At 63.9% G+C, this 14,015-nt stretch carries 14 protein-coding genes, 1 tRNA gene, 1 other RNA gene and 1 riboswitch; of the genes, 11 read left to right on the top strand and 5 right to left on the bottom strand.

The genetic code is table 11. The features are described from left to right. Nucleotides 1–43 precede the first annotated feature (43 nt). Nucleotides 44–1,492 carry a diguanylate cyclase gene (locus LQ232_RS19240; RefSeq protein ID WP_230182005.1) on the top strand — a complete coding sequence of 483 codons (1,449 nt, stop codon included), beginning with the start codon at nt 44–46 and terminating at the stop codon, nt 1,490–1,492. Between the two features lie 3 nt (nt 1,493–1,495). Here LQ232_RS19240 and LQ232_RS19245 read toward each other — a convergent pair. Next, nucleotides 1,496–1,571: transfer RNA gene (locus LQ232_RS19245), tRNA-Ala, on the bottom strand. A gap of 15 nt (nt 1,572–1,586) precedes the next feature. Further along, nucleotides 1,587–2,489 carry an NAD(P)-dependent oxidoreductase gene (locus tag LQ232_RS19250; RefSeq protein WP_230182006.1) on the bottom strand — a complete coding sequence of 301 codons (903 nt, stop codon included), beginning with the start codon at nt 2,487–2,489 and terminating at the stop codon, nt 1,587–1,589. A 183-nt stretch (nt 2,490–2,672) separates the two neighbouring features. Between LQ232_RS19250 and LQ232_RS19255 the strand changes: the two genes are divergently transcribed. Further along, the gene (locus LQ232_RS19255; protein WP_230182007.1) at nt 2,673–3,695 is read left to right on the top strand and encodes a sensor domain-containing diguanylate cyclase; all 1,023 of its coding nucleotides are present in this window, start codon (nt 2,673–2,675) and stop codon (nt 3,693–3,695) included. Between the two features lie 4 nt (nt 3,696–3,699). On the opposite strand, the gene ssrS is transcribed toward LQ232_RS19255, so the two are convergent. From ssrS to LQ232_RS19270, 3 genes are all read right to left on the bottom strand, one after another. Continuing rightward, nucleotides 3,700–3,878: non-coding RNA, 6S RNA (gene ssrS, locus LQ232_RS19260), on the bottom strand. Between the two features lie 58 nt (nt 3,879–3,936). Beyond that, complete coding sequence (locus LQ232_RS19265) at nt 3,937–4,263, bottom strand: cell division protein ZapA (RefSeq protein ID WP_230182008.1); 327 nt, start codon at nt 4,261–4,263, stop codon at nt 3,937–3,939. Continuing rightward, a complete protein-coding gene (locus LQ232_RS19270) occupies nt 4,260–4,499 on the bottom strand; it encodes a DUF904 domain-containing protein (RefSeq protein ID WP_230182009.1) in 240 nt (79 codons plus the stop codon). Before LQ232_RS19270 ends, LQ232_RS19265 begins: the two co-directional genes overlap by 4 nt. A gap of 21 nt (nt 4,500–4,520) precedes the next feature. Further along, nucleotides 4,521–4,776: riboswitch (cobalamin riboswitch) on the top strand. Nucleotides 4,777–4,834: 58 nt separating this feature from the next. On the opposite strand from LQ232_RS19270, the gene LQ232_RS19275 reads away from it, so the two are divergent. The 9 genes from LQ232_RS19275 to LQ232_RS19315 are packed head-to-tail and all read left to right on the top strand — an operon-like array spanning nt 4,835 to nt 14,013. Further along, a complete protein-coding gene (locus LQ232_RS19275) occupies nt 4,835–6,787 on the top strand; it encodes a TonB-dependent receptor (protein ID WP_230182010.1) in 1,953 nt (650 codons plus the stop codon). A gap of 11 nt (nt 6,788–6,798) precedes the next feature. Further along, complete coding sequence (locus tag LQ232_RS19280; RefSeq protein ID WP_230182011.1) at nt 6,799–8,658, top strand: TonB-dependent receptor domain-containing protein; 1,860 nt, start codon at nt 6,799–6,801, stop codon at nt 8,656–8,658. Beyond that, the gene (cobU, locus tag LQ232_RS19285) at nt 8,658–9,218 is read left to right on the top strand and encodes a bifunctional adenosylcobinamide kinase/adenosylcobinamide-phosphate guanylyltransferase (RefSeq protein WP_230182012.1); all 561 of its coding nucleotides are present in this window, start codon (nt 8,658–8,660) and stop codon (nt 9,216–9,218) included. The genes LQ232_RS19280 and cobU overlap by 1 nt, the downstream gene beginning before the upstream one ends. Before the next feature lie 7 nt (nt 9,219–9,225). Continuing rightward, on the top strand, nt 9,226–10,125 hold the full coding sequence (locus LQ232_RS19290; RefSeq protein ID WP_230182388.1) for an ABC transporter substrate-binding protein: 900 nt from the start codon (nt 9,226–9,228) through the stop codon (nt 10,123–10,125). After that, nucleotides 10,122–11,087: an iron ABC transporter permease gene (locus LQ232_RS19295; RefSeq protein WP_230182013.1), complete on the top strand. Its 966-nt coding sequence runs from the start codon at nt 10,122–10,124 to the stop codon at nt 11,085–11,087. The genes LQ232_RS19290 and LQ232_RS19295 overlap by 4 nt, the downstream gene beginning before the upstream one ends. Nucleotide 11,088: 1 nt before the next feature. Beyond that, entirely contained in the window at nt 11,089–11,871 is a 783-nt protein-coding gene (locus tag LQ232_RS19300) for an ABC transporter ATP-binding protein (RefSeq protein ID WP_371820322.1), read from the top strand. Further along, complete coding sequence (locus tag LQ232_RS19305; protein WP_230182015.1) at nt 11,868–13,190, top strand: cobyrinate a,c-diamide synthase; 1,323 nt, start codon at nt 11,868–11,870, stop codon at nt 13,188–13,190. Before LQ232_RS19300 ends, LQ232_RS19305 begins: the two co-directional genes overlap by 4 nt. Further along, nucleotides 13,187–13,654 (top strand): hypothetical protein, encoded by a 468-nt coding sequence (locus LQ232_RS19310; protein ID WP_230182016.1) that lies wholly within the window; start codon nt 13,187–13,189, stop codon nt 13,652–13,654. Before LQ232_RS19305 ends, LQ232_RS19310 begins: the two co-directional genes overlap by 4 nt. Continuing rightward, nucleotides 13,651–14,013: a DUF2149 domain-containing protein gene (locus tag LQ232_RS19315; RefSeq protein WP_230182017.1), complete on the top strand. Its 363-nt coding sequence runs from the start codon at nt 13,651–13,653 to the stop codon at nt 14,011–14,013. The genes LQ232_RS19310 and LQ232_RS19315 overlap by 4 nt, the downstream gene beginning before the upstream one ends. The last annotated feature ends 2 nt before the right edge of the window (nt 14,014–14,015 follow it).

Here is a 14,015-nt window from a genome sequence, read left to right on the forward strand (position 1 = left end):
CTTGCTGATCACTTTTTTGAGCTCTCTGGAAAGACCCATCGCGATGGACGATCTCTATGCCGACATGTTTGAGCTGGCACCCGTGTCGCTCTGGCTGGAGGATTACAGCGCATTGAAAGCGTTGTTCGCGCAGTGGCGCGAGGAGGGCGTGACCGACCTGCGCGCCTTTTTGCACCAGCACCCGCTGCGGGTGGCCGAATGCTCCAAGTGCATTCGCATCCTGAGGGTGAACCAGCGCACCTTGTCGCTTTATGGCGCGCGCGATCTTGACGAGTTGTCGTCCAACTTGCACCAGGTTTTCCGCGACGACATGTTCGAGCAGCACATTGAAGAGCTGGCGCAGCTTTGGGCTGGCCGAACCCAGTTTGCCAGCCAGACGGTGAACTACACCCTGCATGGCGAGCGCCTGTCGATTTCCTTGAAAGCCAACATCCTGCCTGGCCATGAGGACAGCTGGTCACGCGTGCTGTTGGCGATTGAGGACACCACCGAACGGTCTCGCACCGAGCGTGCCCTGCGCGCCAGTGAGCTGGAAGCCAAAGGCCTGTTCGAGCACTCGCCGGTGTCCTTGTGGCTTGAAGACTTCACGGGCATCAAGCAGTTGATTGAAGAAGTGCGAGGCCAGAGCATCGTCGATTTCCGGGTCTTCCTGGATGTGCACCCCGAATTCGTCACCCGCTGTTTGCAAGAGATCCGCGTGCTGGACATCAATCAGCAAACCGTGCACATGTTCCGCGCGGCCGACAAGGCCTCTTTGCTGGCCCAGACCGACAAGATCTTCCGAGATGACATGCGCCCGCATTTCGCCGAGCAACTGTTGGACCTCTGGAGTGGCAAGCTGTTCCAGCAACGCGAAGTGGTGAACTACGCACTGGATGGCGAAAAGGTGCACGTGTACCTGCAGTTCTCGGTATTGCCAGGCCACGAGGAGCGTTGGGACAAGGTGCTGGTGTCCCTGACCGACATCAGTGCCCGCAAAAAGGCCGAGGCTTACCTGGAATACCTGGGCATGCACGACGCCTTGACCGGCCTGCGCAACCGCTCCTTCTTCACCGACGAGATCAACCGGCTGGAACGCCATGGCCCTTGGCCCATCAGCGTGGTGGTGGTGGACCTGAACAACCTCAAGGGCGTCAACGACGAGCTGGGCCATGCGGGGGGTGATGCCATGCTGCGCCGGGTGGGTGAGGTCTTGCGCAAGGCGGTGGACCGGCCGTGCACGGCCTCGCGCATTGGTGGCGACGAGTTCGCCTTGTTGCTGCCCAACACCGATGCAAGGGGTTGTGAGCACCGGGTGGAGCAGTTGCATGAATTGCTGGCTTTGAACAACCAGTTCAATGCGGGCAGCTCTCAGATCAGCCTGGCCATTGGCTCAGCGACCAGCGTGGGCGGCGAACGCATGGAAGCCCTGGTTCACCGGGCCGACCAGCAGATGTACGAGGCCAAGCGGCGCTACTACGTCAAACAGGGTTACGACCGGCGCAACCACTGAACCTGGTGGACCGAATCAGGATCGAACTGACGACCTCTGCATTGCGAACGCAGCGCTCTCCCAACTGAGCTACCGGCCCTTCAAAATCAGTGTATCAAACCCCAGGGTCGCTGGATACGGGTGGTTTTTGCCGGCGCTGCAACTCGCAGAACACGCCGGATTGGTCCAACTGGTCAAACCCATGATGGGCCGCGTCGGTGTACAGCGCCGCCAGTCTTTGGGTGATGGGCGCGTCGAAATCCATCCCGGCGGCGGTGTGTAGCGCATTGTTCAAATCCTTGAGCTGGATGGCCAGGGAGCCGCGTTTGGCGAAATCACCATCGACCATGCGCTGGCCATGCACTTCCAGGATCCGGCTTTCGGCAAAGCCGCCGCGCAGGGCTTCTCGCACGCGGGCCGGGTCAGCCCCGCCACGCTCGGCCAGCAAGAGCGCCTCGGCCACCGCGCCCAGGGTGATGCCCACGATCATCTGGTTGGCCAATTTGGCCAGTTGCCCACTGCCGATGGGCCCCACGTGCACCGGGCGGCCCAATGCGGCCAACACCGGCCGGGCGCGCTCGAAGTCTTCGGCCAAGCCGCCCGCCATGATGGCCAGGGTGCCCGCCTCGGCGCCCACCGTGCCCCCTGACACGGGCGCATCCAGGCTGGTGGCCCCGCCCAGGGCCAGGCGTTGGGCATGGTCGCGGGCCTGCTCGGGCAGGATTGAGCTCATGTCGATCACCAAGGCACCTGGGCGAAGCGCCGCACCCGCGCTGCCAGGCCCCAGGCCAAACAAGACCTCTTCTACCACCTTGCCATGTTCCAGCATGGTGATGACGATGTCAGCCTGCGCCACGGCCAAGGCGGGTGAGTCGGCCACCAGTGCCCCTGCCAATTGAAGGGCTTCGGCCTTGGACCGCGTGCGATTCCAAACGGTGACCGAAAATCCGGCGGCGATGAGGCGGCGCGCCATCGGCGTCCCCATCAGGCCGCAGCCTAAAACAGCGAGCTTGGTCATGACTGATAGCAGGTTGGGGGTAATGGAGCTCAATGCACCGTGGTAAAGCGCACACAAGTACTGTAAAGGTGGCTCACATCCCATGTTTGAAGGGCAGCCAGTCGCGTTAATTTAAGCCAAGATTTGTCCCTGAAGGCCTTTGCCTGCCGCGTGCCTGCATGCGCCGGGTTGTTCCAAGAACTCATGACCACACCAATCAACGTTATGGCCGATTCAAACGCTGTGGAGACCTTGTCCGGGGGCGTGTTGTCGGACGCCCTGGTGCATGCCCTTGACCAATTGGGGGTGGCCTTGCTGATCAAGGATGTGGCCAGTGGGCGTTACGAATGGGCCAATGAGGCCGCCGCTAATTTGCTGGCCGGCCCGCGAGCCACCGTGGTGGGCGCCCAGGATGCCGATCTGTTCGATGCGGTGCAGGCCGTGGCCTTGCGCGCGGCCGACCAGCAGGCGCTGTCCTTGACGCAGGGCTTCATGACCGAGCACCGCCTGGAGAGGTCGGGCGAGCGCCGAGACTTCACCGTGTGGCGGCAAGCGCCCGCCCAGGAAGGCCAGGCTGGCCCCGCGAACAAGCTGCTGTCCGTCTGGAAGGACGTGACCGAACAACGCAAACGCGACGCCCAACTGCACTCCGCGTTGGAGCAATTGGAAGCCCAGCAAAAAGCCAACGATGCCTTGCGCCGTGACATGCAGGACAACCAGGTGCGCGACAGCGCCTCCGGCCTGTACCACCGCGCCCACTTTGAAGAACAATTGCGTCGCGAGGCCGACCTGTCCAGCCGCGAACAACGCGAGTTCGCGCTGGTCTCGGTGTCGATCGATGGGCTGGACGAAATCCTGCGCTTGCATGGCCCTGAAGGCGGCGAGCGCGTGGTCGAGGCCTTGGGCCGCTTGCTGCGCGCCAACACCCGTGCCATGGACTCTCCATGCCGTCTGGGCGGTGATCGCTTCGTGGTGCTGTTGTCGGGCGTTGGCCTGGCCACGGCCCATTCCAGGATGGAGCAACTGCGCCGCCAATGCGCGGGGCACATCGTGCCTCACAATGGCCAGCAGATTCCGTTTTCGGTGAGCATGGGGGTGGCGAGTTTTCCGCACACCGCGGGCTCGGTCGAAGAGATGATGCGCAGCGCGGATCGCGCCATGGCCAGTGCCCGTGACACCGGCGGGAACCGTGTGGCCTTGGCCAGCATTCAGTTCGTGCACACATGAATAAGGTGTTCGCCGCGCACTGGTTGCCGCGTTCCTGAACCCAGGGGATTCAGGTGGGCGAGGTCAGCACAGCTTCGGGTTCATCTGACGCGAGACGATCACACCCGCTGGGCAATGTTCCAAGCCCTGGCTCTAAGAGCATCGGTTCAAGGAATTAAAAGCTTCCACGAACGCGACGAACGAATTCATTCTACTTGCGCCGTGCTGTGCCGGGTGTGGAAATACCCCGTTGCGAAGGGGTTTAAATCAAGTGACCATCTTGGCCCAGCACCTGGTCGATGCGGGCAATGAGCCGGTCCACGTGTTCAGGCGATGGCATGTCGGCCGCATCAGCCACGGGAGCAACCGGTGCTGCTGCGGCCACTGAGGGCCGCTCCGTCAGTTCGTAGGCGAGGTTCAGCGCGGACAACACGGCAATGCGCTCGCGGGCCTTGAGCTTGCCACTGTCACGGATGGCACACATTTCGCGGTCTACGTGCGAGACGGCTTCTTTGAGGCGCGCTTCACCACCTTCGGGGCAGCCCAGCAAGTAGCTCTGGCCCATGATCGAGACTTCGATTTGTTTCATGCGTCGGGCGTGTGGCTTGAGGTGGCGTCGGTGGAGGATGACACCGGCAGCTTGTCGATCAAGGCATCGATGCGGGCGCGGGCGGCGGCCAGACGGGCCTTGAGCGAATCGCGCTCGTGCGTGGTCACGTCCAGTTGCTGCTGCAACAGTTCGTGAGTGCGCTGAAGCTCTTCGTGACGCAGCAGCAACCGCTCAACGCGCTCGGTAAGATCATCGATTCTGGACATGGCGGCCATTGTAGGCCGGCTTCCCGGCTCCCTTACAATCGCCCTGTTGGTGCTCGTGCCAGGGTTCTCCCTGGTGCAGTTAAACGGGAAGCAGGACGGTTCAGGCATTCACACATGCCACGCCCCACCTGCGCTGCCCCCGCAACGGTCAGCGGTCGAAGTGTTGGGGATGATGTCTCTGACGCTTCCACCCGTGCTCTCTTGCCACTGGACGCTCACGCGTCTGGGAAGGCTGCATGGGTTGTACCGCTTAGCCCGGATACCGGCCAACAGGGGGTGCTTTGCACCATGTCGCTCATTGCCTGCGGGGACGCTGGCGCGAGCCTTTATCTGTTGTATCCATCATGTTGTTTTTGAATTCGGTGCGCCTCGCACCTGGCGTGCGTTCGGCCGTGGCCGTGGCGGTGTCTTGGGCCTTGCTGCCAACCGCTGAAGTCCATGCCGCCGACTTGCAGGCGCCGCCTGAGTTGCAGACGGTGTTCGTGTCGGCCAGTCGGATGCCGCAATTGCTGAAATCGGCACCCATTGGTGCTTCGGTGATCAGCTCGGAACAGATTGCGCGCTCGGGCGTGTCTGATGCCAACGAGGCCATCCGCCGCTTGGGAGGCGTGGCCGGGAAGACCGATTTGGCGGGAGGGCGCGAGTACACGCTGGACTTGCGGGGATATGGCGACACCGCCAGCGCCAACACGGTGGTGATGGTGGATGGCATCCGGGTCAGTGAGAACGAGCTGATCGCTGCGAGGTTGTCCTCCATCCCGGTTGACGCGATTGACCGCATCGAAATCGTGCGGGGTGGCAACAGCGTCATGTGGGGAGAGGGCGCGACGGGTGGGGTCATCAATGTGATTCTGAAACGCCAGGCGTCGGTGGGGACCAGCGCGAAGCTGCAAGGCGCGGTGACCAGTTTTCGGGGCAAGGAAGTGCAGGTCAGCGCTGCGCACCAGTCAGGCATTTTTTCGGTGGATGGCTCTGCTCAGAGCATTCGGTCTGACGGTTACCGCGACCGCAACCGCTTCGAGCAGGATGTGCGCGGCTTTGGGTTGCAGTGGACGACCGAGGCCTGGTCTCAGAGGTTGAGGGTGCAGCAGGAGAGCCAGTTTGCTCAATTGCCCGGTGCCCTGACGTTTGCCCAATGGCGGGCGAACCCACGCCAGGCGAGCAAGCCCAGTGACTTTGGCGAAACGGATGAAACCCGGTTGAGCAGCAACACCGAGTTCAAGTTCAAAGCGTGGACTGCGCAACTGGACCTGAGTTCGCGCTCTCGCGACACCGATTCCACCTACTCGGGCAACACCTATGAAACCTCCGTGTTGAGCCAGCAGGCCACGCCCAAGCTCAGCCATGAGGCGAAGTGGTCGGGCTTGACCACCAACACGATCGTGGGATTTGACCTGCAGCGCTGGACGCTGGATGCGCACAACCCGTTCGCGGATGACCACGGTTGGCAATCCAACAAGGCCTTTTTTGCCCACAGCGATTGGGCGTTTGACTCGCTGACCCGCCTGGCCTTTGGTTGGCGTGCCGAAAGGGTGAACAAGAAGGAGCGCTCAGTCTCTGGCGCTTACGACCGCCGAGATTCGCTCAAGGCAGCCGAGCTTGGGGTGAGCCAGGAGTTGGCCAAAGACTGGACGGTGTATGGCCGCTGGGCGCAGTCATACCGCCTGCCCAATTTCGACGAGAACGGCAACACTCCGGGCGGCCAACCATTGCGGCCACAACGAGGGCGCGACAAGGAATTGGGACTGCGTTGGTCCGCGGGCGCAAATGCATTCTCGGTGCGCTATTTCCGGCAGGACAACGTGGACGAGATCACGTATGTGCCTTTCACCTTCTTCAATGAGAACGTGGATCCGACGCGCCGCCAAGGGGTCGAAATGGAGGGGCGTTGGAGCATGTCTTCAGCCTTGGAGTGGCGTTTGAATTGGCAGAGCCTGTCTGCGAAGTACCGCGCTGGTCCCAATGCGGGCAAGGAGCAGGTGCTGGTGGCTCCGCAGACCGCCACCTTGCGGCTGGCTTATCGCATCAATGAGCGTCAGACGCTTGATACTGGTGTTCAGTACCTGGGGGCGATGCGTTTCAATGATGACGGGGCCAATCAATGCGCCCGCAAGATCCCCGAATCGGCCTTGATGGACGCGCGTTATGCCTGGTCGGACAAGACGTGGACTGTGGCATTGTCGGGCACCAACCTGGCTGATCAGCACAGCTTCAACTACGCCTATAGCTGCGCCACCGGCAGTCTCTACCCCGAGCCAGGCCGGGCGTTCAAGTTGACCCTGGCTCGCCAGTTTTGAGGGGCGGCCACATGGGTAACTTCAAAACCTTGGTGGTGGGCGCAGTTTGGCTGAGCCTCGGGTATTCAGCTTGGGCGCAAACCTCGGGCAAAGACGCCTTGGAGCCGCTGGTCGTCACGGCGACGCGCACGCCAGTGCCGCTGTCGCTGGTCTTGGCCGATGTCACGGTGATCTCAAGAGAAGACATCGAACGGCAGGCCTCAGGCACGGTGGTCGACTTGCTAAGCCATGTGGCAGGCTTTCAGGTCGCGCGCAATGGCGGGCCTGGCGCGGATGGCAACGTTTACCTTCGCGGGGGGGAGGCGCGGCACATCGCGGTGCTGGTCGATGGCGTGCGCGTTGACACGCAAAATGTCAGTGGCGGCGCGTCATGGCAGATGTTGAACCTGTCTCAGATCGACCGCATCGAAATCGTGCGCGGCCCAGTCAGTGCCTTGTACGGCTCGGACGCGATGTCGGGCGTGGTCCAGATCTTCACCAAAAAAGGCAAGGGGCCGGCGCGGCTGGACCTGGGGCTGTCGGCCGGTGAACGGGGTTTCCTCAAGGCCGATGCCGGTCTGAGCGGCTCTGCTGGTCTGTTCGATTACGCCGTGTCGGCGTCCAGGGAGCGCAGCGATGGCTTCAGTGCTCGGATCAATGCCGTGCCTGGCACCAGGGCTGCAGATCGGGATGGCTACAACGCGGAAGGCGCGACCGTGAGGCTGGGATTCACGCCAGTGGCGGCGCACCGAATCGAGGCGCTGGCCTCACAGCAGCACCTGCTCAGCCGCTATGACTCATCCGTCGCCAGCCGCGACGACTACGGCTTGCGCGATCTGCATGACTTGAAGCTTCAATGGACGGCGCAATGGCGGGACAACTGGTCGAGCCAAGTGACAGGGGGGCGGTCGGTCGACCAATACCGCACGCCGCTGGACAAAGACTACCGCACCGAAACCCAGGTGGACACCGCCTCTTGGCTCAATGAATTCAAGTGGGGCGCGCATTCGGTGACCACGCTGCTGGAGCGCCGCCAAGACACCCTGAAAAACAGCGATGTGGTGCTGTCAGGTACCGCTGGCGAAGGTGAGCGTAGCGACGATGGCGTGGGATTGGGCTACGCGTGGCGTGCCCATGGCACCGCCATTCAACTCAATGCGCGCAGTGATTGGGACAGCGAGTTTGGGTCGCACAGCACGGGCTCGGTGGCAGCGGGCCAGGACTTTGCGGACCATTGGAATGTTCACGCATCGTGGGGCACGGGATATCGGGCTCCGACCCTGTACCAACGCTTCAGCAAGTACGGCAACCTGGCGCTCAAACCTGAATCCTCGCGCAATGCCGAAGTCGGTGTGCGTTATCAAAATGGCGGTGTGCAGTGGGGCGCGACGGCCTACAACAACTGGGTGACCGATCTCATCACCGGGCCCCCAGGAAGCACCCGAACCTGTGTGCAAGATCCAGTTTATTGCTACAGGAACACGGCGTTGGCACACCTCAAGGGCCTCAGTGTGAACGGGGCTGTGCCTTTGGGGCCGGTGCGCCTGTCGGGCTCCATGGATTTCGGATCGTACAAGAACGCCCTGAACGGCACGGATCTTCAGCGCCGTGCACGTCGCCAGGCCTCCGTGCGCATGGACACGGACGTGAAGGACTGGACCTTGGGCGCGCAACTGTTGGCGGTGGCCCGACGCTTTGACAAGGTGAACAACGCGGGGGCACTGGGAGGCTACACCGTGTTGAACGTGGATGCCTTGTACCGCCTCAATGCGCAATGGCGCGTGCTGGCGCGCATAGACAACGTGGGCGACAAAAAGTACGAGAACGCGCAGACCTATGGAACCACACCCCGCACCGCCATCATTGGCCTGCGCTGGACACCGGAGCTGTGATGTCTGAACACCATTTGATCGTTGGCGGCCAACGCAGCGGCAAGTCGCGCCAGGCCGAGCGGCTGGCCCAAACCTGGTTGCGGCAATCCGAGGTGCACAGTGTGACGGTGGTGGCCACGGCGCTGGCCTTTGACGATGAAATGCGTGACCGCATCCAGCGCCATCGGCAAGAGCGGCCCGTGGGCATGGCCACGGTCGAGGCGCCTTTGGGCCTGGCCGAGGCCCTGCGCGCGCAAGCATCGCCAGGGCGCTTGTTGTTGGTGGATTGCCTGACCTTGTGGCTGACCAACTGGCTGATGCCCGCCCAAGGCCAGGCCGATCTGCCCGCCTGGCGTGCCGAGCGCGAGGCCTTGTTGGCGGTGCTACCGAACCTGCCATCGCCCGTGGTGTTCGTGTCCAACGAGGTGGGCTGGGGCATCGTGCCCCTGTCTTGTGAAGTGCGTGCCTTTGTCGATGAACTGGGTTGGCTCAACCAGGCGGTGGCGCAACGGTGTGCGCAGTTGACTTTGATGGTGGCGGGGCAGGCCTGGACGCGGCCAGTGACGCCGCACGAGGAATGACATGAGCATGAAGAACATGTGGTGTTGGATGCTGTTGTTGGCCTTGATGGCGGCCACGCCGGTGAGCCATGCCGCGCCTGACGTGACCTTGGTCGATGACCGCGGCGTGACCGTTCGCCTGGATGCCTCGCCAGCACGCATCGTGACCTTGCTGCCATCGCTCACCGAGACGGTGTGTGAATTGGGCGGTTGCGCCCGCCTGGTCGGCACCGATCGCTATTCCAACCACCCGGCCCCCGTGCGCAACCTGCCCAAGACAGGTGGCTTGGACGACGCCAACATCGAGCTGATCGCCTCCCTCAAGCCCGATGTGGTGCTCTTGGCTTTGTCGTCACGCGTGACGGATCGGCTGGAATCCCTGGGCATCAAAGTGGTGGCGCTGGAGCCCCGCACCTACAAGGATGTGCAGCGCGTGGCCGGCAAGGTGGCCCAGATCCTGGGCAGCGCTGATGGTGGCTTGCGTCTGTGGCAGCGGCTGGAGGCGCAGGTGGATGCCGCAGCCAAAACGGTGCCCGCCAGTGCGCGTGGCCTGAGCGTTTACTACGAGGTGGACAGCGCGCCCTACGCCGCTGGCGAGTCCTCGTTCATCGGCGAGACCTTGACCCGACTCGGCGCCAAAAACATTGTGCCCACCAGCCTGGGCCCATTTCCCAAATTGAACCCGGAATACGTGGTGCGGGCCGACCCGCAGGTCATCATGATTTCACAGCGGCATTCGGCGGGTGTGGGCGCGCGGCCCGGCTGGGATCGCATCCGCGCGGTGCGTGACAAGCATGTGTGCGCCTTCACCTCCGAACAGGGCGATGTTTTGTCGCGCCCTGGCCCGCGCATGGGCGAGGCGGCGCAGATCATGGCGCGTTGCCTTCGGGAATCGGCCCCTTCGGCTGGTGCTGGGGCCGCGCGATGAAGCCGATCACCTTGCTCTTCGTGCTGATCGCGGTGACCTTGGGTTTGCAGGCCTTGGGCTTGGCCGTGGGCAGCACCGGCTGGTCGCCGCCGTGGGGTGATCCCACCGCGATGCAGATCGTGTGGGACATCCGCGCACCACGTTGTGTGGGCGCTTGGTTGGCCGGTGCCTTGCTGGGCCTGGGCGGCGCCATCGCGCAGGGCCTGTTCCGCAACCCCTTGGCCGATCCCTACCTGTTGGGCAGTTCGTCCGGCGCTGCTTTGGGCGTGGCAGTGCTGCTGGCTTTGCTGGGCGTGTCGCCAGTGGCGTCAGCATGGAGTTTGCGTTTGGGCCTGACGGGCGCGGCGTTTGTGGGGGCGGTGGGCGCCGTGTCGCTGACCTTGATCCTGGCGCGTGGCGTGCAGCACACCTTGCGCCTCTTGCTGGCCGGCGTGGTGGTGGGTGTGGTGCTGGGCGCCTTGAGCGCGCTGACCATGTTGATGGTGCCCGACATCATGCGGGCCATGCAGGCTTTCATGATGGGCACGACCGGCTTCCTGGGTTGGAACAGCGTGACGATCCTGGCCAGCACCTTGCTGGTGAGCGTGCTGGTGGCCTTTGGCTGCAGCCGCGCTTTAGATGCCTTGACCTTGGGCGATTCGGCCGCCATCAGCCTGGGCGTGCGCCTGACCGGCGTGCGCATGCTGCTGATCGCGGCCATGGCACTGGCGACGGGTGCGGCCGTGGCGCAGGCCGGCCTGATTTCTTTCGTGGGCCTGGTGGCGCCGCACTTGGTGCGCAGCCGGGTCAACGCCACCAATGGCCCGGTGTTGCTGCTGTCGGCCTTGTTTGGCGGGGTGTTGCTGTTGGGCGCGGACATCGTGGCCCGCTGGGTATGGGCGCCGCAAGAGCTGCCCGTTGGCGTGCTGACCGCCGTGCTGGGTGGCGGCTACTTGCTGTGGCGCATGAACCGGGGTGGATGACATGACCATGCCTCGCCCTCCCATCGCTTTGAGCGCCGACATCCAGTCTGTGCGCTTGTCTCAACAAGTTGTGCTGCACCCCCTGGCCTTGACCTTGCCGGCCGGCCGCTGGACGGCCATCGTCGGCCCCAATGGTGCGGGCAAATCCACGCTGTTGCGCACCCTGGCCGGCTTGCAACCGTGCGATGGGCAAATCGGCTTGCAAGGCCGGCCACTGAACCGGTGGCCCGCCAAGGAGCGCGCCCGCGCATTGGCCTGGTTGGGCCAGAGCGAAGCCGGTGCCGATGACCTGAGCGCGCTCGACGTGGTCATGCTGGGCCGCTTGCCGCACCAGGCCTGGTTGGCGCCTGCCAGCCCGGCCGACCATGCCGCTGTACAGCAGGCCATGACGCAAACCCATTGCTGGGCCTGGAAGGACCGCACCCTGGCCCACCTGTCGGGTGGTGAGCGCCAGCGTGTGCTGCTGGCGCGGGCCTTGGCCGTGCAGGCCCCCATCGTCTTGATGGACGAACCTTTGGCCCACCTGGATCCCCCTCACCAGGCCGACTGGCTGTGCATCGTGCGCGGGCTGGTGAAGCAAGGTGTGACGGTGGTCAGCGTGCTGCACGAGTTGAACATGGCCTTGCAAGCCGACGACCTGGTGGTGATGGCCAAAGGCCTGGTGCGGCACCATGGGCCGGTCGATTCGGCCTTGTCCCACGCCGCGCTGCAAGAGGTGTTTGACCACCGGCTCAAGTTGTTCAACGTGGAGGGGCAATGGTTGGCCATGCCTTACACCGCATGAGGCCATCCACCGTGCAATGCCCTGCCGTGCTGATCAGCGCCCCGGCTTCCGGCCAGGGCAAGACCACGGCCACGGCAGCCCTGGCGCGTTGGCACCGCCAGCAAGGCCTGCGTGTGCGCGTGTTCAAGACGGGGCCTGATTTTCTCGACCCAATGATCCTGGAGTGTGCCAGTGGCCAGCCCGTCTACCAATTGGACCTGTGGATGGGCGGTGAGGTGCATTGCCGCGAGATGCTTTACCGGGCCGCGTGCGAGTCGGACTTGATCCTGGTGGAGGGTGTGATGGGCTTGCACGATGGCGAAGCCTCCAGCGCGCAGCTGGCCATGCGTTTCGGTTTGCCGGTGCTGGCCGTCATCGATGGCTCGGCCATGGCGCAAACCTTTGGCGCGATCGCGCTGGGCCTGGCGACATACCGCCCCGGCCTGACCATGGCGGGGGTGCTGGCCAACCGCGTGGGCAGTGAGTCGCACGCGCAGATGCTGCGTGAAAGCCTGCCTGAGGGCATGGCCTGGTTTGGCGCGCTGCCGCGCAACGAGGCCCATGGGATGCCCTCTCGGCATCTGGGGCTGGTGCAGGCGCAAGAGATCGCCGACCTGGAATTGCGCATTGACCAGGCAGCGCAAGCCTTGGGCCGCCTGGCACCCGCCATGCCTTTGCCCGTGAGCTTTGAGCCTGGTGCTGAGCAACAGCATGGGCAAGTAGCCCCTGAGCGCAGCCTGCAAGGCGTGCGGATCGCCGTGGCCCGCGATGCGGCGTTCTCTTTCCTGTACCCGGCCAACCTGGACACCTTGCGTGAGCTGGGCGCCGAGCTGCGGTTCTTCTCGCCCTTGAGTGACGCCGCCCTGCCAGAGGCTGACAGCCTTTACCTGCCTGGCGGCTATCCCGAACTGCACCTGGATCAACTGGCGCACAACCGTGCCATGAGGGCGGCGATCCACGCGCACCATGAGCAGGGCAAACCGTTGGTGGCCGAATGCGGCGGCATGCTTTACCTGCTGGATTCGCTCAGCGATGTGCAAGGCCACACGGCACCCATGCTGGGGCTGATGCCGGGCAAGGCGGTGCTGCAAAAGCGCTTCGTCAACCTGGGCATGCATGGCGTGACCTTGCCCGAGGGGGCGGTGCGCGGCCACACCTTCCACCACGCCAGCATGGACAGCCCCATGACCCCGGTGGCTTCAACGCAGCCCCAGCGCCAGTCGGGCAAGGCCGAAGGTGTTTACCGCGCCGGTCGCCTGCATGCCTCGTTCCTGCACATGTACTTTCCATCCAATCCGACGGCCGTCGCCGCCTTGTTCGCTCCTGGAGTCCCCACATGATGGTTGAAACTGGTTTTTCTCAGGTCGCGCAATCGCTGCTGTGGCCCGTGCTCACCCTGGTGGCCCTGGGCTTCGTGTACGCCTTGTGGACCGGTGGCATGACCATGATGGAAGCCGTGCAGCGCTGGCGCAACCCGCGCTACACAGCGTTGCGTGTCACGCCCGATTTGTCGATGGAAGAACTGGAGCTGTCGGTCATCCGCCAGATCGAGCCGGTGCGCCTGCTCAGCCGCCTGAGCCCGATGCTCGGCCTCATCGCCACGATGATCCCGCTGGGCCCGGCCCTTCAAAGCGTGGCAGCAGGCCAGGGGCAGCAGGCTTTGTCGGTGTTCAGTGGGGCCTTCGCGGGCGTGGTGCTGGCCCTGGCGGCGGCGTCCATCGGCCTGACCGTGTATTCGGTGCGCCGCCGCTGGCTGCTGGCCGAGCTGCTGGAGGTGCGCAAGGCGCGCGAGGTAGCACCATGAGTTTCAAGCACATCCACGTGATGGCCGAGGATGACGACGACCCGATGCTGTCGGCCGTCAACCTGGTCGATGTCTTCCTGGTGCTGGTGGTGGCCTTGCTGACGGCGGTGGCCGCGCAAAGCCAGAGCAATGCGCAGGACAACGTCACCATCATCCGCAACCCGGGCCAGCCCAACATGGAAGTGGTGGTGCGCGAGAACGGCAAGGAGATCAAGTTCAAGGGCGCGGGCAGTGCTGGTGCGGGAGAGGGCCAGCGCGCGGGCGTGGCCTACAAGCTCAAGGACGGCAACATCGTCTACGTGCCAGAGTCCGGGGCTTCCGCACCGCCAGCCGCCGCCACGGGGCAGGGGGCTCGGTGAGC

It is taken from the genome of Aquabacterium sp. CECT 9606, from assembly GCF_918741295.1.
Taxonomy (GTDB): Bacteria; Pseudomonadota; Gammaproteobacteria; order Burkholderiales; family Burkholderiaceae_C; genus Aquabacterium.